The sequence below is a fragment of the Bradyrhizobium sp. AZCC 2289 genome, assembly GCF_036924615.1.
GTDB lineage: Bacteria > Pseudomonadota > Alphaproteobacteria > Rhizobiales > Xanthobacteraceae > Bradyrhizobium.
Genome location: NZ_JAZHRY010000001.1, coordinates 1,492,875 through 1,509,838 on the forward strand (window position 1 = coordinate 1,492,875; position 16,964 = coordinate 1,509,838).

Below are 16,964 nucleotides of genomic sequence, written 5' to 3' on the forward strand. Positions count from 1 at the left end.
GACGGGAGCTCCTGATTGGATATTGTAGCTAAACGGCGGATTACGCCGGAGCCTGCCATCGGGCCGCGCTTTGCGCGGACCCGTTGGGCTCCAATCCGCCCGACGGAGTGCGCGACGGATCACGCCCGCGGCTTTGCTACTTGCCGATCGCGGTCTCAAGCAGCGCTTGAGCCTGCTTGACAGCCAGGGCGAACGACGCTTGCTGCGGAGCGCGCTGGGTGAAACAGCGCCGGAAGGCGTCTTCGCCCTGCTGACGGAAGTCGCCGAGCTTGTCATAGGCCTTCCTGTCGATCTGGTTGAAGCGAAGCTTGTCGTCGGCCTCTTCGGCCCGTTTGTTGAAGCCGGCCCGGACGGCCGAGCATGCCGGAACCTGGACTGGAGGTTCGATCGAGCCGTAGGCGAGATACACCTTCCCGTTTACCTCGGCCGAAACGAAAACCTCGTCGGCCTCATTGGGGATGTCGGATTGGGTGCGGCCCGCCAGGAACCCGTGGGCGAAGGTGGCGGAGGCCGGCCTGGCAATCGGCAAGGAATTGAAGTTGATCACCGCCGAGTCGGTCGAAATCGCCTGGGTATAGAAGCCTTCGAATTTCAACGCCGCATCGATCTGCTGCGGTACGTTCTTGAGGCCCTTGTCCCACCAGTCCTTGTGGGCGCGCAGCCAACGCGCGAACAACCGCTCTGTCGTGACGATGATGTGCGCCTTGGGCTCGACATATTTGCCATCGGCGCCGTTGCTGCCCGCCTTCTCGCCGGTTATCCCAGTCTCGGCATCGAAGCGCAGGCCGTCGAGCATGCCAAATCCCTGGTCTCCCTTATAGAAGGTATCGAGATTGAGCTTGGCAGGACCGAATCCTGCTCGATTTGGCTCTGCCAGCATCGCACTCATCTGCGCCTGAAGTTCTCCGCGCGTCGCGTCCTCGGCCTTCTGCGCGCTATCATCGAATTTGCGGGCGTCATAAAGCTTCGAAGACTTTTCAATCGCCGCATCGCGCGCCGCAATGTAACGATCCTCCGGCGAAGCCGCCGCCGGCGCGGCAACGGTGTTCGAAAGCATCAAGATGGAGCCAAGGAAGGCAGCTAGCCTGGAAATGGTGCGCATCCCGTGTGGTCGGTCGCAGGGGTCGCCAGGTTCAATGACGCCGCGATCCCGCGATGGATATTGGTCGCCATGTGGCCGAAACGGGTTTGGATCGGGCGGCTGAAGTGGCATTGATGATTTTCCGCATCAGGCGCTGACCGCCAATTTAGCGACACGATACTTTTTTGACGTTGCGTCAGGTAAGGCCCGCCCCAAAACTGCGCGCGAATTATGAAAATCAGGAAACGCCCATCGAGTGGGTTCTCCCGTTCCCGGTAGGCCCCGTGCGTTGCTGCACGCAGTCTTTTGATTGGGGAGAGCCGGCGCAAACGCTGTTGTTCGAAGGGAGGCCCGGATGTCGCATTTGTTTCTGGCAAAACAGCTCGACGGGTACGCCGCCACTTTTGTACGGTTCACAGGCGCGAACAATTTCGTCGTCGAAGTAAACGGCAAAGAGCGAACGGTCACGCGTGAGTTCTGGTGCTCGCTTTCGGAGATGAAGGCCGATGAACGATCCGCCGGCCACCATTTCCTCCATCACCGATGGCAGCGCGGCTGAGCGGCCGGTTCAGGCCCGCTGGTAATCGTCCTCGACGCGGATGATGTCGTCCTCGCCGAAATAGCTCCGGGTCTGAACCTCGACCAGTTCCAGCTGGCTCTTGCCAGAGCGCAGAATCTGGGTGGCCCGGCGGCGACTTGCTCAGCACGGACGACGGGCGAACACCTTGTAGCGGGGCGCTCACGTATTACGTTCACCGCTTGCGCAGGCAACTTTCGGAGCGGGGCGCCAAGGTCCAGATTCATACATTTGTGGAATCGGATACCTCATCGCCGAGGAAAAGTAGCGTGATCCGGTTCAAGTCGATCATTTCTCGGATCGTGATCCTCCACATCGTTGCCGTCGTCATCACCTCCATTTTCACGAGGCATTCCGGATCATCGGCAGCAAGGATATCTTGCAGGCGGTCAATACAGGAAAACAGACCACGAACGACAATGTTCTTGGTTTTGTAAGCAAATGGCGCGCCACGGTCGATGAAGATGGGCAATATTCCTTCGCGGCCTTGGCCCGTGATCGTGGTGGCCATCAAGAAGCTACACCACGCCACGGGACACGATCAGTTGTCTAGCAACATGGCGTTCCGGAACCGGAGCTGCATCGACTGACGGGGTATCGGTGAATGTCATCCACGGCAGAAGCACCGCATCTTCGGCACGTCGACTGGACTCATATGCGGAAGATATCAGGTCCTGGCGCAGACGCGACTGTCAGAGCATCTTGCCGACAATCTTCGTCATGTCCGCCGCCGAGAAGCCTCGCAACGACTCGGTGCGAACGTTGCCCAAGGCGCTAAGATTCAAATTAAGCGCCGTGGCGGAAAATTCATCCGGCGCATCGAGAATTGTCACAACATCATACCGTCCCTGCGTCCAGAATAACTCCTTTACAACCACTCCAAAGGTCTCGGCCATTTTCTTGAAAGCCTCTGCCCGCTTCGGTGGCTCCTTCGCGCCACGGATACCTTGGTCGGTGAAGTTGGCAAGCACGACCTAAGTTACCATCGTGACTCCCCCTGGTTGTCAGCCTTAGTCAATCCTTCAATTATTCTAGTCGATTATCGGGCGGCATAGATAAATCAAGGCTCTTGACGTTTCGGGTGAGCATCACTCGATTGGCTGTCTATAGGCTACCTTAACGAGCATCTATGCCGGATGCTAAGCGCACAGCAGTTATGAACCCACGAAAACAACCGACGGCAACGCAAATCATTGAAGAGGGGTCCGGATCGCAGGTCAACCGCTCTGGTCTCAGACAATGTCAAACTTGACACCTTGAGCGAGGGGAAGATCGTTGCCGAAATTGATCGTGCTGGTGACCCGGCGCATGTACGCCTTCCATGCGTCGGAGCCGGCCTCGCGCCCGCCACCAGTTTCCTTCTCGCCGCCAAATGCGCCGCCGATCTCCGCGCCCGATGGTCCTATGTTGACGTTTGCGATACCGCAATCCGAGCCGACTACGGAGAGAAATTTCTCGACCTCATGAATGTCGGTTGAAAAGATTGACGAGGAAAGACCCTGCCGCACCTCGTTGTGCAGTGCCAAGGCTTCGTCAAAGTCAGAAAACTTCATGACGTAGAGGATCGGCGCGAAGGTTTCGCGCAGTACTGGACCGATCTGCTCCGGCATCTCTACCAGCGCCGGCTTGACATAGTAGGCGGCGGGATATGACACCGCCTCGAAGCGGTCGCCGCCGACAACCTGTCCGCCGAGTTTTCGTGCCTCTGCCAAGGTCTCTTGCATTCTGTGAAAGGCCGCTTCGTCGATGAGCGGGCCGACGAGCAGGCCGCTGTTCGTGAGCGAGTTGCCGATCTGCACAGCGGCATAGGCCTGTTTCAATCTGGCAACCAGCGAATCATGGACGCTGTGATGAACGAACAGACGACGCAACGACGTGCATCGCTGGCCTGCCGTGCCAACGGCGGCGAAGCAAATCGCGCGAAGTGCGAGGTCGAGATCGGCCGACGGACAGACAATCGAAGCGTTATTGCCGCCCAACTCCAGAATGGCTCGTGCGAAGCGCCGGGCCAGTCGGGGGCCCACCAACTGGCCCATGGCGGTGGAGCCGGTCGCCGAGACTAGCGGCACCCTTGCATCATCGACCAGCATCTCGCCGATCTCTCGTCCGCCAATGAGCACTGTCGACAGGCCAGCTGGCGCGTCGCCGAACCTAGTCGCAGCACGCCCGACCAGCGCCTCCACGGCGAGCGCCGTCAGCGGTGTCTTGTCCGAGGGCTTCCAGATTACCGGGTTGCCGCAGACGAGTGCCAGGGCAGCGTTCCACGACCAGACTGCAACGGGAAAATTGAAAGCGGTGATGATGCCCACGGGCCCGAGAGGATGCCATTGCTCCATCATCCGATGATGCGGACGTTCGCTGGCGATTGTGAGGCCATAGAGCTGGCGGGAGAGGCCGACTGCAAAGTCGCAGATATCGATCATCTCCTGAACCTCGCCGTGACCCTCGGACAAGATTTTCCCTGTCTCGATGGTGACAAGCCGGCCAAGTTCGGTCTTGGTTGCGCGCAACTCCTCCCCAAGAAGGCGGACGAATTCTCCACGTCGAGGCGCCGGAAACGACCGCCATGCGATAAATGCCTTTTCTGACTGCTCAATTGCGTCGCTAACGCCAGCAGGGTCCGCGTCCTTGACCTGGCCAACGGTCTCGCCGGTCAACGGCGAGCGCACCGCGCGCGTACCGTACCGATATCGGTCGCGGTGAACGCCAAGGTTCTGGAGAATTGAATCGACGCCAGCCGAGAGAGTCATAGGGAAGCTCTTGCGAACAGGTGTCTCACGAAATCCGTTCAAGATCCGACTTGAGCGCTACCAGGAAACCAGCGGCTTCGCCACCCGTCACCACGCGATGGTCAAATGTGAGCGACAACGGCAGCACCCATCTCACCGTTGGTGGCTGGCCCCGATGCGCGACCACCCGTTGGGCAATCCGGCCGGCGCCGATGATGGCCACTTGCGGCGGTACGACGATCAGGTTGGCAAACCGACCTCCAATCATCCCGAAGTTCGACAGCGTAATCGTCGCACCGCGTAGCTCCCTGGAGCGATTTTGCCTCCCACAGCTCGTAATTGGTGCTGGCCCCGGGAGAGTACAAGACCATGATAGGTCCGCCCGATGGCGCGTGACCGCTGCTGCACTGCGGGGGCTTCGCCTTTACCATCGTGGAAACGGCACCGCGTCAATGTGTGACTTGGGAACTCTGCGCGTCTCACTCGCACAAGCTCCGGCTGAGCCGACGTTCTTCGTCTGCCTTGATGTGCCTCTGCTCGATCCCAATCGATAAGGTGAGTCTGGCTGAGAGATAACTTACCCTGCGATAGGGAGCTGCACGAGTCAGCTTCCCATCCGTGCGTTGAAATCTCTAAATAGGCAGAGTCCTATGATCCGGACTTCGCCACCCACTTGGCATTCTTCGCTTGGAAAAGCAGATCTGTAGGGGGTGTTCAGGAATGACGCCGTGAAACCATCCGACGATGCTGCGCAATTTCACACGCGCTGATCGACGAAGAAGCTGCCGGTATCGTAAACAAGAAGCTTATAGAACTCGGCCGCAACCGGCTCGCTCACACCGAGCCCGAGGGCTATGTCGGCGACGAGGCCGGCTAAGGTCTTATCCCAGTGACGCCCTCCGATCCGAACTTTGGCGGAATCCTCCGGACCTCGCGATCGACCACCGTCTCCTCGCCGCGCCCATAGGGGCGGCCTCGGCGATTGCGGCGAGCCGCTCGGCCTGCACGGGCAGGATCGGAAAGGCGATCCTGCCCAAGCCGTCGATATCGATCGTCGGCATAAAGATTTCCCGAATTCCGCCGACGCAAAAGTCGCCCGGACGCTCAATGGAACGAAGGCTGTGGAGCAGCGTGGTACCAATCGACGACATGGCAACTCCCCGCAAGCTGGACAGCGTTTTCGTGAACGATCGTCATGTCGACGTGCTGGGCCTTCAAGAAATTAAACGCAACGAACGCACGCGTGAGAAATCACGATCATGCGTCACCAGGGCAGCCGCGTTGATCGCCAATGCGCTGGCCGCTTGAACAGCGTCTGCAAGCTTGAGGCGGAGCGACGCCCGCAGTCTCGCAGCGCTTTCCGCAATGTCGACGTCAAGCGCGATCGGTTGCCACGATTCGAGGATCGCGCGGTAACGCTGCGCGAGCGCGTCATCACCTGCCTGGAGCGGCCCGGTCAGCACCTCGGCGATGGTGATGGTCGTTACGGCGAAGCGCAGGCGCCCAGTTCCATGGGCTTCGAAGAGCGGCTTGAAGCGCGGTCCGAATTTCGGGTGCCCCTCGAGGAAGTAGATGATGGGTGCCGAATCGATGAGAACCAGCGCATCCTCCGGCAGATCCCGAAAATCTAACGGCTCCATTCGTCACGCAGCTTTCGAAGCGTACGGGTACTATTCTTTCCCCATAACCCGCGACCGGATCCTGCGACGGAAATCAGCGGCTGCTGGCGAATGGCCGCGCTATACGCCTCGATCGGCACCAACGCTGCAACCGGACGGCCATGTCTGGTGATGATCGTCGAACGGCCCTTCTCGGCCGCCTCGAGAAGATCCGGGAGCTGATTGCGAGCTTCTTCAGCGCCTTTACTCAAGATGAGGTTCACCATGCCTGTCTCCGACAGCAACCGTACAGCACCGTACAGAATCAGTCAATATCATCCGGCCGCCAGCGCCCTTTGCGGACCTTCACTGGGCGCTCCACACCGACCGCACTTGGTCCGGCCGCGAGCTTGACCGGGAGAACGACGACGAAGGGCGGCGCCATGGCCGCGTCCATGGCGGCAACCGGAACGATCTCGATGAATGGGCGGGAGAACGACACACGGACTTCCTTTCGCCGCCAGAGATCAATCGAGATGGGAAGACCATCAGTCTTCCAACGGAATCCGCAGAGTTCGCAGTTTTATTCTGAACGGTGGCAATTTGGCGCGCCATTCAGAATAAAACCGCGAACTCTTATGTCATTGAAATTGCTGTATAATTTTTGGCGATCGATTCCATTGGGAGCGCCATCTCATCTGCTACGCCCCCACTTCAGCGAATAGGCGGCGCAAAACGCGCCCCGGCTCTCTCACATCCGCCCAGCGTCCCTGAGGACCGCGATCGTCCGCGATGCGATATCGCGCATCAATCCGATCTCCGTCACATCCAGTCCGTCGACGAGCGCTTTTGCAACGATCGCGAGCTCGCGCCAGCATAGGTCGGCCTCCGGTGGAGCCTCGCGCATCCATAGGGCCGTGCGCAAAACAATGTCAGCCCATCTATCACGATGTCGCGTAATGACGCTCTGCAATAGATAGGTAGCAAGTTTGGCGCGATCACGGCCGCGGGCGCGCTCCACCGCTTGAGCGACCTGCGGGTCGTCCTCGAACCAAGATTGTGCGACGGCCTCCAGCTCTTCAAGTTCGTTGCTCTTCCGCAGCACCGATGCGAGCGCGGCGGGCTCACACATCGCCTTGGGGACCTCGGCGATCAGCCCAGCGAGCATTTCACCAAAGGCCATGCGCGCGGGTTGCCAATCGGCACCGCCGATAGTTTCGGCGACTTGGAGCAGGCCGAACGGCGGCGCTTCCCGTTTCTCGATACTGAGCGCCAGTTCGTGCGCCACGATGCGATCGAGATATGATCGGGATACGGCAAGCGTAGGGGTATCCATCCCCGCGGCGGCGAGGCTCATCTCCATCTGGCGGCGCGATTCCGGTTCGCCACTCCAGGCATTCGCAATCCCGCCTTTGGTCAGGACCGACGAGATCCGCTTTTTCCGTCCGACCGGGGATATCAGCAGGAATCCTTGCGCTGTCGCGCCATCGACGCTAGTGGCGACAATTGCCTCTATGCTGCCAGCCTCCCATGGTGCGCAATCGATCCCCGCCGCCCGCGCCTTGCGGATGACCGCGTCGACTGCGGCTCGCTCGTTCTCGGGTCGCCAATTGCGCATCGCAATCAGCCGCCGAACCTCGGTCGACGTCAGCGAGGCTGCGACCTGCGCAAGCGCTTCGGCAACCGCCTGGCGCACAGTCGAATTTGGATCGAGCAAGAACAGAACCGCGGCGCCACGCGCTTCGGGGACACTGGCAAGCGCCAGGCCCACCGCCAAGGCGCTGCGGGTTTCCGCCGGCATGGCATGGCCGCTTTCGATCAGCGAGCCGACGGCCAGGAACGGATCGCCGTCGCACGCTTCGAGGATGCCGGCGAGCGCGGCGAGGACGTCGGTCGGAAGCGGTCCGTCCTGGTTCCGATCAACGAGCTGATTTGTCGACGCCGCGGCAAGCTCTGGCGACGCAGGGATTTTCGACTGATGCAGCGCTCCCCCCACAAAGGCAAGCATGCGCCCGTCGACGTTTCCGGCCTCGACCTGTGCGACGACATCGGCCTGAAAATCCGCGATCAGTTGGCTTGCGTCCGCGTAGCCGCGATCGGTGCGATAACGTAGATGCTCAAGCAGCCGCTGAAGCAGGAACAGATAACCGATCGCAAGTGGCTCATCCTTGCCGACCGGAGGCATGTGGCGAGCCGCGCCCGTGAAAGCGGCAAAGATTTCGCGTGGGGAGCTTTCGCAATACCGATCGAAGGCATCGTTGAACGGGGGCGGTCGACCTTTAGCGATCGCCTGCGCGATCCGTCTCGCATGCTCATCCGTCGGCGAGGATTTTGTCTGGGCTCGGCTCATCGAGGTGCCTCCGCGAATCATTTGCAATGATAGCCGGGAGTTGGTCTCGTTCCTTTGAGAGCCGGCGATATCCACTCACAAAATCCGCCCTTGTCGACGGACAGGCTGAAAGGAACTATCCGGCTTGGTCGCATCTTTTTATTCCGCCCGCGCTCCTCTAGCTATTTGGTCGCTTAACTATCGCGTAGCTGCCGCAGGTACGTTCAACGTGACCACCTGACCAGAAAACAAATCGCGCGCACCCAATATCTTGTAACCAGTTGCCTGATAGCCAATACGGCGTTTCGCAGCCATGCGGGCCAGAACCGGCACTCTCATGTCGACATAATCATATATAATCACCTCGCGCTTGGCGTCGTTGAGCCGATGCAACCGGCCGGCATACTGGGCAAGCGTGCCTTTCCAAGCAATTGGCATAGTAAGAAAAAGGGTATCGAGGCGCGAATCATCGAAACCTTCGCCGAGGTCGCGTCCGGTCGCGACTATGACACGTTCCTCGGCTTGGGGAATTGCTGCAAGCCGCGCGGCGATGTCGCGGCGCTGCTTCTCGCTTTGCCCACCGTGCAATACGATCACATGCCTTGCGAAACGCTCGAGACGCTCTGCGATGGTCTCCAAGTGGGCGGTACGCTCGGTTATCACGACTGGTGAACGGCCCGCTTTCAGCACACGCAAGACATCATCGAATATGAGGTCATTGCGCGCTTCATCGGCGACCATTTCCTTGAAAACATCCTGGATGGAAGAAGAAGAGGTGTCCAATGTGGCTTGAAGTTGGAAGCTGGTATCCCTGATCCGCACCACGTGATCGAATGGGCGCTTGACGGCCTCAGAACGTGCATCTACGCGATGGCGGACAGGGCCACATTGCATAATGATGATGGGGTGATGCCCGTCTTTTCGCGTAACCGTTGCTGACAGGCCGAGGATGTATCGGGCCTTGCTGCGGCGTGCGACTAGTTCAAGGCTTACCGCCGACAGATGGTGGCATTCGTCACCGACGATATCATCGACTTCTCCCTTGCGAACCAGGCTCTGGACCCACTTGGCATTCTTCGCTTGGAAAAGCAGATCTGTAGGGGTGTTCAGGAATGACGTCGTGAAATCATCCGACGATGCTGCGCAATTTCACACGCGCTGATAATCGTCCTCGATGCGGATGATATCGTCCTCGCCGAGATAGCTGCCGGTCTGTACCTCGATCAATTCCAGCTGGATCTTGCCGGGGTTTTCCAGCCGGTGCACCGCGCCGATCGGGATGTAGATCGATTCGTTCTCGTGCACGGTCTTGACCAGCTCATTGACGGTGACGCGCGCGGCGCCACGGACCACGATCCAGTGCTCGGAACGGTGATGGTGCTTCTGCAGCGAGAGCCGGCCGCCGGGCTTGACGATGATTCGCTTGACCTGGTGGCGGTCGCCATTGTCGACCGATTGATACGAGCCCCAGGGCCGGTGCACCTTGATGTGGCTCTCGGTCACTTCGGGTGCGCTGACCTTCAGTTTCGCGACCAGCCGCTTCAGCCCGTTGGCGTCCTTCTGCCGCGACACCAGAACCGCGTCCTGGGTTGCCACCACCACGAGGTCGTCGACGCCTTCGAGCGCGACCAGCGCGCGGTCGGTCGAGACATTGCAATTGCGGGAATCCTCGAACACGGCAGCGCCCCGCGCCGCGTTGCCCTGGCCGTCCTTGTCGGACAACTCCCACACTGCATGCCAGGAGCCGACATCGGACCAGCCGCACGCCACCGGCACCACCGCGGCGCGCGAGGTTTTTTCCATCACCGCGTAATCGATCGAGATCGCCTTGGCCGATCCGAAGGCTTTTTCATCGAGCTTGACGAAGCCGAGATCGGTTCCGGCGTTGCTCACGGCATCGCTGACCGCCTGCACGCTTGCCGCGTCGACGTTGCGATATTCATCTGATAGCACCGCGGCGCGGAACATGAAGTTGCCGCTGTTCCAGAGATAGCCGGACTTGATGTAGGTGGCGGCGGTCGCGGGATCCGGCTTCTCGACGAATTTGGCGACCGCGCGAACCGCGCCGGAAATCGTCTCGCCGGGGCTGATGTAGCCGTATTCAGTGGCGGCGCGTTCGGGCTGCACGCCAAAGGTCACGATGCGGCCGGCTTCCGCGGCGGCAAGCCCCTCGCGGCAGGCGACGACGAACGCGGCGACATCGCGGACGACGTGATCGGCGGCCAATGCCAGAACGATTGCGTCCTTGTCGCGCGTCTGCGCGAAAGCCGCCCCCGCTGCGATCGCAGGCCCGGAGTCGCGCCGCATCGGCTCCAGCAGCACATCGGCCTCGAGCCCGATCTCGGCCAATTGCTCCAGCACCATGAAACGATAGGCATTGTTGGTGATGACGATCGGCCGCTCGAACAGCGCGGCATCCGAAACCCTGAGCAGCGTCTCCTGAAAGGTCGAGCGCGTCCCGAACAACGGCAGGAACTGCTTGGGATGGACCTCGCGCGACGCCGGCCACAGCCGCGTCCCGGCGCCGCCGCACATGATCAGGGGAAAAATTCGATGACCAGCTGTTGACGTAACCATTGACGAGGGGATCTGAGCCATTGTTTACCTTCCGATATTCTAGAGTCACTCGAATTCCAGCCCAACACATTGCATTGGCAGCCTCCAAACATTTTCGCGCGTGCCAAGAACGACACGAAAGCCTCACTCCGCCGCGAGCTTCACTTCCGGCGCGGCGGCGCGGACTTCGGCGTCGACCTGGGATTCGAACTTGGCAAAGTTCTTCTGGAACATGCCGACCAGCGCGCGGGCGGTCTTGTCGAACTCGGCCTTGTCGGCCCAGGTCTTGATGGGATCGAGGATGTGCGGCTCGACGCCGGGCAGCGAGGTCGGCACCGCAAAGCCAAAGTACTTGTCGGTGCGGAAATCGGCTGATCGCAGCGAGCCGTCGAGCGCTGCGGTCAACAGCGCCCGCGTCGCCTTGATCGGCATGCGGCGGCCAGTGCCGTATTTGCCGCCGGTCCAGCCGGTGTTGACCAGCCAGCAGTCGACATTGTGTTTGGCGATCAATTCGCGCAGCAGGTTGCCGTAGACGGAAGGATCGCGCGGCAGGAACGGCGAGCCGAAGCAGGTCGAGAATTCCGGCTGCGGCTCGTTGCCGAGACCGCGTTCGGTGCCGGCGACCTTTGCGGTGTAGCCGGACAGGAAATGATACATCGCCTGCGCCGGCGTCAGTTTGGCGATCGGCGGCATCACCCCGAAGGCGTCGGCCGCCAGCATCACCACATTCTTCGGATGACCGGCGCGGCCGGTGCGCGAGGCGTTCGGGATAAAGTCGAGCGGATAGGCCGAACGGGTGTTCTCGGTTTTCGAACCGTCGTCGAAGTCGGGCGCGCGGGTGTTCTTGTCGAGCACCACGTTTTCCAGCACCGCGCCAAAGCGCTTGCTGGCGGCATAGATCTCGGGCTCGGCCTCCTTCGACAGCTTGATGCATTTGGCGTAGCAGCCGCCTTCGAAATTGAAGATGCCGTCCTCGCCCCAGCCATGCTCGTCGTCGCCGATCAGCGTCCGCTTCGGGTCGGCCGAGAGCGTGGTCTTGCCGGTGCCCGACAGGCCGAAGAAGATCGCGCTGTCGCCGTCGGGGCCGACATTGGCCGAGCAGTGCATCGGCATCACGCCCTTTTCGGGCAGATAATAGTTCAGCGTCGTGAACACGCTCTTCTTCATCTCGCCGGCATAATAAGACCCGCCGATCAGGACGATCTTGCGGGCGAAATCGATCGCGACGACGTTCTCGGATTTGCAGCCGTGACGTTTGGGATCGGCGCGGAAGCTCGGCAGGTCGATGATGGTCAGTTCCGGTACGAAGCTTTCAAGTTCCGACGCCTCGGGGCGGATCAGCAGCGTGCGGATGAACAGCGAGTGCCAGGCCAATTCAGTAAAGACGCGGGTCTTGATGCGGTGGCTCGGGTCGGCGCCGCCATAGAGATCCTGCGCGAACAGCGTCATGCCTTCGGCGTGCTTGAGGAAGTCGGCGTAAAGCGTGGCGAACTGGTCCGAGGTGATCGACTGGTTGCCGGCCCACCACATGTTCTTGTCGGTCAAGCCATCGCGAACCGTGAACTTGTCCTTCGGGCTGCGGCCGGTGAATACACCGGTATCGGCGCAGAGCGCGCCATCGGCCGAGACCACGGCTTCGCCCGCACGCAGCGCGTGCTCGTAAAGCTGGGGCGCGCCAAAGTTCCAGTTCACGCCCCCAAGATTTTTTAAGCCGAATTTGTCGGCGCCAAAGGCACCGTTATGCACGCCCGTCTCTTGCACGAAGGATTCTCCCACCACTCGAACTCAATCTGCACGCGGCTTACGAACTGCCGATGACAAGATTGAATACGCAAAAATGGTGCCATGACCTCCGATATTGTCCGCAAAATGGCGGGCAGATATGCGTTCAACTCATATAGCCCATATTTTACCCAGAACAGGCGAATGACCGCCTGGCTGGATCAATCCCTGAATGAACCATGCAGCGCGTCGGCCAATGGCGAGACCATGTACTCCAGAGCCGTACGCTCACCGGTGGCGATCACCACGTCCACCTGCATTCCCGCGACGAGTTTCTCGCGAGAACGCTCGTCGATCGTCGCGTCCGATAGATTGATCAGACCCAGAAAGTAAGGCTATTTGGTCGTCTCATCGACGAGCCGGTCATGGGAGATCGAGGCGAGCTTGCCCGTCATCATTTGCATCCGACGCGATCGCAGCGCGGGGAATTTTCCGCGGTCTGCCCGACCATGAGATGCTCGATCGAATTGACGGGAAGTTGCGCGTGCACGACCAATGTTTCACCACTGGGTGCAATTTCCATCAGCGACTCGCCTGCGAATGACCTGTCCCACCGTGAAAACTTTTGATCTCTGCACGGTTCCAGAGCGGGGCGCCTTAATTTCAAGACGATTCAGCTGATCCATCAGCCACCAGCAACTTCGTCTTCGCGGCATTGATCTTCTGGCGAGCCGCCAGCAGTTGGGCCCACACCTCCTCTTGAGATTTTTGATTGAGTTATATGATCTGCAACCGGGCTTCGTTCATTCCATTGGCAGTCGCCGACAAATCAAGCCGCGTCAGATCATGATCCTGAAACGAGCGCAGCTTAAGATGCACACGAAGGTGAACAACCGTGCCTTCAAATAGTCAACTACGGGATATAGACAGCAACAGCAGCAGGCTGGCTTTGGGGCAGAATGCAGCAGGCTGGCTTTGGGGCAGAATGGTGAGAGCACACGTATAGTTTGATGGTAGGGCTGCTTATCATAATTGTTCTGCTCGCGATTGGTTTCGCCGCCGGCTATGGCACGCGCGGACTGATCTCCCGCAAGCGGCACGCGGAATACCTGAAATTCCAAGCCTACACTTCGCCCACGCTCAGACCCAGGCAACCAGCTTCGGATCAAGGCACGAGGACGCGAGATGCAGCGTCTGAACCGCCAATGACGGAAAGACGGCGAGCGAACCACGACATCACGCGCTCATTTCAGGACGTATCCATTCACGGGTCGAAGCCTGCGAAGCCCGCCGGCGCAAACTTGCACCTCGTTCAGACTCATCGACCTGAGCCGGATGTCGGTCCTTTGCAGCCCGCAAGCATCGAACAAAGCCTTGAGGAATTGGTCGCACTTTGGCAGCGACGCAGGCATGACGGCTAAGCCTGTACTCCGGTTGATCGAAAGTCTCTCTCGCCCTGTACGCGAGTTCGCATTTTGCGGACCTCGACTTGAGATCGCCCTGGACTTGCCTTCATGCGGGAAGCGGACTTATCCCGGTCGACTGTTTGAACGATAAAAATACTTGAGAACAATGTTTCAGAACAATGCTTCCTGGGACGCGAGACGTTTCTGGTCGATTGCGTCGCTTGTTTTACCGCGCGAGATAAGTCCGCCCTATGGGTCATTTTCGTACCCCGCCGGCTAAATCAGAGCCACACATGCAGCGTGGCGTTCCGGGGGTGACGGCCGGCGCACAGCAGGGCGAGAATGAAACCGAACAGGCCGCATAGTCCCGGCGTGCGCCTTCGCGCAGAGAAATACTCCAATGCGGCCACAACCTGCGGGATGAAGTTAGTAAATGGCTGAGGATGTTCCAGGAAACTGCTCCGCTGTCCGCCCCAGCGAAGTGACAGGCGCACCAATCGACTAGTCGGCGCAGCCGGAAAGTGGTATCTTTTCAGCAGTTCTGTGGTTGAAATGCGACGATGCCCGTGCCTTGGGCGTCGCTGACGCAATGGCGGGAGGGGGTGGATCTTGGTCTCACTGATAATCGCAAGCGGCATAGCCGGTGTTCTTTTGGGACGTTTTTTTCGCGGATACGCGGTTGTTCCAGCAACAATTCTGATCATGGTTCCAGCGGGGTATCTGGGCTATGAGCAGGGTTTCGCCACCGGCGTGACGGCATTCGTCGTCAGCGCAATGGTGATGCAAGTTTTTTATTTCGCGATCGTGGTAACCTATATGCTCATCGAAAGCCTTTCGGTGATCGACCGGGTGCAGTCGGAGGCATCCGCACAGCTGCCTGAATCACGAACCGCGTTCTAGCCAAATCGTTTGCCGCGAAAGCAGGCGAATGCCGCGGATTTCGTCGCATTGCAGTACCTTGCGTTGCGACGTCTTCAAATTCCCATCTGCTCGACACCTGCTGATGATCGTGCGCGATGCGGATGATGTCGTCCGCGCCGAAGAACTGCCGGTCTGGCCCCTCGATCACAAAGACCTCGGCTGCCTCGTTGCTGGACGAAAATTCTCTGACCGGCCTGGCGACGCTGCTGGCCCTGTCCTACTCCTCATATCTCATTGCCATCCTGTACTCCGCACCGAAAAGGGCGCTCGCAAAGCGTCTGTTGCGCTACGGTTACGGAAAAACGGCAGCCCAGATCTAAGGGAGCTTTCCCCGATTGCAGGTAAGACGGTCGGCTTGCCTGCTTGAGTCGGATCACTTAGCGTTATCATCGTCTACCTTGCCGCCATTCGCGACGCACTTGTTGAAAAAGTCGTGCTGCGCGCGGCCGGATCCTTTCGCGCTTCCCGCCGCCGGGTTACCGGGCTCGCGGGGCGGAAATTGTTTGGTGGTCAGCGCATTACACTTTCGGGCAATTTCGGCGGTTATCGCCGACGCAGAATCGGTGACCAAGCTGAGCGCGATGCAGACCAATGCGAGCAATACGCATCCAGACTTCACCCTGGCGAACATGTCATCCTTCTCCTTGCCTGCCGCAAACGACACGCTGCCTTCCGCGTCGATTACGGGTCATTGTAGTCAGAACGCTGAATTTGGTACAGGCGAAAAGTCCGCGTTCAGGGCGCATGGGTTGGATTAATCTGCAACTGCGCACACAGGGACGCAGCCAAACCGATGAGTTCGGGAGATTTGATACCGAACGATCACGACCACGTTGAGCCGGTCGCCAACGAGGTCCAGTTCGCGCTCGTCATCGCCCGAATGATCTACACGGTGAAGAACAGCCCCGAGCACATGCGCCAGGCCGTTTACGGTCTTGCCCGCTACAAACTCCAGAAACAGTTCACCCATGCGGACGCGAAAGATATTCAGCGTGCGCAGCAGGCTCTCGAAAAGGCTATTCGCGGCGTCGAGGCGTTTTCAAGGCAACAGATCGATATTCCACCGCCGTCGCCGGCCCCGCTACTCGGTGACGGTTCGGTCTCGGGCAGTTTCCCCGCTGCGGATCCTGCCCTCCGGCTTGGCTCCGACAGCCGGCGCGACAAATTGACCCGACGCCGGCCGTCCAATCCGCGCTCGGTTATCCCGAATGGCCGATCATCAAGCGCGCCGCCGCAATGCTCATCATTCTCGGTGGGGTGTTTGTGGTGATCCAGGAGTGCGGGCGACTCGCTTCCGTCGTGCACAGCCTCTCGGGCTATCAAAAGCAGATTGCCCCTGAGCAGCCCCCGCCGCCTAGACCGGCAGTCGCGGTCACGCTGCCCCTGCGAAACCCAATCCGTTGCGTCCGACCGACTACGGCGTCTACGCGGTCGACAACGATTCTGTTATCGAGCTGCAGCCATTGCCCGGCGCGCGCCCGACATCCGCGTTGCGGTATCCGCCGCCCTGAAGATGCCGGGCCACACCGTGCTGCCGAACGGCCATCCAAAATTCATTGTGTTCCGCCGGGATATTGCCGCGAATTTCTCCGATCGCGCCGAGGTTCGTATCGTCGCCAGGATCGCCCGCGAATTCTCCGCCGAGGCCGCCGGCAAGAAACCGGAGGATGGCGACACGTGGGTCATCCGAAACGCTTCATTCCCATTTCGAACCTCGCCGCTGCCGGGACAATCCTGAAATGTATCAGCCCACAGCGAGGACCCCGCGCTGGAGCTGACGCCGGGACGTTATGCGCTTGTCCTGAAAACCCAGGCCTATGATTTCACCGTTGAGGGCAACCCCGTCGATCCCAAGTAATGCATCGAGCGGATCGTCGCTACTAACGGCACCTCTTATACCGATTGCAAGAAGCCGTGACCTCTTCCCGGACCGGGACCGGGAACTTAAGTGAGAAACACGAACTTGTCTTTTGACCGCCCTGGTTCGGGCAGATGGAGGCTTCAATGTTGCCGCTGCGAACTTTACTGATCGTTCAGCTCGTCCT

General features: G+C 59.7%; 17 protein-coding genes and 3 pseudogenes. 5 read left to right on the forward strand and 15 right to left on the reverse strand.

What is annotated here, in order from left to right; all coding sequences use genetic code 11:
- Positions 1-136: 136 nt before the first annotated feature.
- The gene (locus V1289_RS07415) at positions 137-1,057 is read right to left on the reverse strand and encodes a hypothetical protein (protein WP_334396320.1); all 921 of its coding nucleotides are present in this window, start codon (positions 1,055-1,057) and stop codon (positions 137-139) included.
- Between the two features lie 379 nt (positions 1,058-1,436).
- On the opposite strand from V1289_RS07415, the gene V1289_RS07420 reads away from it, so the two are divergent.
- Positions 1,437-1,640 (forward strand): hypothetical protein, encoded by a 204-nt coding sequence (locus V1289_RS07420; protein WP_334396321.1) that lies wholly within the window; start codon positions 1,437-1,439, stop codon positions 1,638-1,640.
- A 9-nt stretch (positions 1,641-1,649) separates the two neighbouring features.
- Here V1289_RS07420 and V1289_RS07425 read toward each other — a convergent pair.
- The 13 genes and pseudogenes from V1289_RS07425 to V1289_RS07485 form a co-directional block, all read right to left on the reverse strand.
- Positions 1,650-1,745 (reverse strand): annotated as a pseudogene (locus V1289_RS07425) (hypothetical protein); the annotation flags it as partial.
- A 136-nt stretch (positions 1,746-1,881) separates the two neighbouring features.
- The gene (locus V1289_RS07430) at positions 1,882-2,169 is read right to left on the reverse strand and encodes a hypothetical protein (RefSeq protein ID WP_334396322.1); all 288 of its coding nucleotides are present in this window, start codon (positions 2,167-2,169) and stop codon (positions 1,882-1,884) included.
- A gap of 181 nt (positions 2,170-2,350) precedes the next feature.
- The gene (locus tag V1289_RS07435; protein ID WP_334396323.1) at positions 2,351-2,629 is read right to left on the reverse strand and encodes a GYD domain-containing protein; all 279 of its coding nucleotides are present in this window, start codon (positions 2,627-2,629) and stop codon (positions 2,351-2,353) included.
- Positions 2,630-2,890: 261 nt separating this feature from the next.
- Complete coding sequence (amaB, locus tag V1289_RS07440) at positions 2,891-4,408, reverse strand: L-piperidine-6-carboxylate dehydrogenase (protein ID WP_334407328.1); 1,518 nt, start codon at positions 4,406-4,408, stop codon at positions 2,891-2,893.
- A gap of 25 nt (positions 4,409-4,433) precedes the next feature.
- Positions 4,434-4,697, reverse strand: a pseudogene (locus V1289_RS07445) (2-oxo acid dehydrogenase subunit E2); the annotation flags it as partial.
- Positions 4,698-5,601: 904 nt separating this feature from the next.
- A complete protein-coding gene (locus tag V1289_RS07450; protein WP_334396324.1) occupies positions 5,602-6,027 on the reverse strand; it encodes a type II toxin-antitoxin system VapC family toxin in 426 nt (141 codons plus the stop codon).
- Positions 6,015-6,272 carry a type II toxin-antitoxin system Phd/YefM family antitoxin gene (locus tag V1289_RS07455; protein WP_334396325.1) on the reverse strand — a complete coding sequence of 86 codons (258 nt, stop codon included), beginning with the start codon at positions 6,270-6,272 and terminating at the stop codon, positions 6,015-6,017. Before V1289_RS07455 ends, V1289_RS07450 begins: the two co-directional genes overlap by 13 nt.
- 38 nt (positions 6,273-6,310) lie before the next feature.
- Positions 6,311-6,487: a hypothetical protein gene (locus V1289_RS07460; protein ID WP_334396326.1), complete on the reverse strand. Its 177-nt coding sequence runs from the start codon at positions 6,485-6,487 to the stop codon at positions 6,311-6,313.
- A 249-nt stretch (positions 6,488-6,736) separates the two neighbouring features.
- Complete coding sequence (locus V1289_RS07465) at positions 6,737-8,335, reverse strand: hypothetical protein (protein WP_334396327.1); 1,599 nt, start codon at positions 8,333-8,335, stop codon at positions 6,737-6,739.
- 177 nt (positions 8,336-8,512) lie between these two features.
- Positions 8,513-9,136: a DEAD/DEAH box helicase gene (locus V1289_RS07470; RefSeq protein WP_334396328.1), complete on the reverse strand. Its 624-nt coding sequence runs from the start codon at positions 9,134-9,136 to the stop codon at positions 8,513-8,515.
- Between the two features lie 114 nt (positions 9,137-9,250).
- Positions 9,251-9,424, reverse strand: a pseudogene (locus V1289_RS07475) (hypothetical protein); the annotation flags it as partial.
- Positions 9,425-9,463: 39 nt separating this feature from the next.
- The gene (locus tag V1289_RS07480) at positions 9,464-10,891 is read right to left on the reverse strand and encodes a mannose-1-phosphate guanylyltransferase/mannose-6-phosphate isomerase (RefSeq protein ID WP_334407330.1); all 1,428 of its coding nucleotides are present in this window, start codon (positions 10,889-10,891) and stop codon (positions 9,464-9,466) included.
- A 123-nt stretch (positions 10,892-11,014) separates the two neighbouring features.
- Positions 11,015-12,631, reverse strand: a complete 1,617-nt coding sequence (locus V1289_RS07485; RefSeq protein WP_334396329.1) for a phosphoenolpyruvate carboxykinase — start codon at positions 12,629-12,631, stop codon at positions 11,015-11,017.
- A 1,976-nt stretch (positions 12,632-14,607) separates the two neighbouring features.
- Here V1289_RS07485 and V1289_RS07490 point away from each other — a divergent pair.
- Positions 14,608-14,898 (forward strand): hypothetical protein, encoded by a 291-nt coding sequence (locus V1289_RS07490; protein ID WP_309178661.1) that lies wholly within the window; start codon positions 14,608-14,610, stop codon positions 14,896-14,898.
- Positions 14,899-15,020: 122 nt separating this feature from the next.
- Positions 15,021-15,239, forward strand: coding sequence for a hypothetical protein (locus V1289_RS07495; RefSeq protein WP_334396330.1), 219 nt, complete (start codon positions 15,021-15,023; stop codon positions 15,237-15,239).
- 53 nt (positions 15,240-15,292) lie between these two features.
- Here the strand turns inward: V1289_RS07495 and V1289_RS07500 are convergent, their stop codons facing one another.
- Positions 15,293-15,583 carry a hypothetical protein gene (locus V1289_RS07500; RefSeq protein WP_334396331.1) on the reverse strand — a complete coding sequence of 97 codons (291 nt, stop codon included), beginning with the start codon at positions 15,581-15,583 and terminating at the stop codon, positions 15,293-15,295.
- Between the two features lie 216 nt (positions 15,584-15,799).
- Between V1289_RS07500 and V1289_RS07505 the strand changes: the two genes are divergently transcribed.
- Both V1289_RS07505 and V1289_RS07510 read left to right on the forward strand, forming a co-directional pair.
- A complete protein-coding gene (locus V1289_RS07505) occupies positions 15,800-16,189 on the forward strand; it encodes a hypothetical protein (protein ID WP_334396332.1) in 390 nt (129 codons plus the stop codon).
- Positions 16,190-16,432: 243 nt separating this feature from the next.
- On the forward strand, positions 16,433-16,657 hold the full coding sequence (locus V1289_RS07510) for a hypothetical protein (RefSeq protein ID WP_334396333.1): 225 nt from the start codon (positions 16,433-16,435) through the stop codon (positions 16,655-16,657).
- Positions 16,658-16,964: the final 307 nt, after the last annotated feature.

Bases quoted from the DNA above. Each gene is read 5' to 3' on its own strand.
- V1289_RS07415 (WP_334396320.1), bottom strand. From the start codon at position 1,057: ATGCTTTCGAACACCGTTGCCGCGCCGGCGGCGGCTTCGCCGGAGGAT.
- V1289_RS07420 (WP_334396321.1), top strand. From the start codon at position 1,437: ATGTCGCATTTGTTTCTGGCAAAACAGCTCGACGGGTACGCCGCCACT.
- V1289_RS07430 (WP_334396322.1), bottom strand. From the start codon at position 2,169: ATGGCCACCACGATCACGGGCCAAGGCCGCGAAGGAATATTGCCCATC.
- amaB (WP_334407328.1), bottom strand. From the start codon at position 4,408: ATGACTCTCTCGGCTGGCGTCGATTCAATTCTCCAGAACCTTGGCGTT.
- V1289_RS07450 (WP_334396324.1), bottom strand. From the start codon at position 6,027: ATGGAGCCGTTAGATTTTCGGGATCTGCCGGAGGATGCGCTGGTTCTC.
- V1289_RS07455 (WP_334396325.1), bottom strand. From the start codon at position 6,272: ATGGTGAACCTCATCTTGAGTAAAGGCGCTGAAGAAGCTCGCAATCAG.
- V1289_RS07465 (WP_334396327.1), bottom strand. From the start codon at position 8,335: ATGAGCCGAGCCCAGACAAAATCCTCGCCGACGGATGAGCATGCGAGA.
- V1289_RS07480 (WP_334407330.1), bottom strand. From the start codon at position 10,891: ATGGTTACGTCAACAGCTGGTCATCGAATTTTTCCCCTGATCATGTGC.
- V1289_RS07495 (WP_334396330.1), top strand. From the start codon at position 15,021: ATGATGTCGTCCGCGCCGAAGAACTGCCGGTCTGGCCCCTCGATCACA.
- V1289_RS07505 (WP_334396332.1), top strand. From the start codon at position 15,800: ATGATCTACACGGTGAAGAACAGCCCCGAGCACATGCGCCAGGCCGTT.
- V1289_RS07510 (WP_334396333.1), top strand. From the start codon at position 16,433: ATGCCGGGCCACACCGTGCTGCCGAACGGCCATCCAAAATTCATTGTG.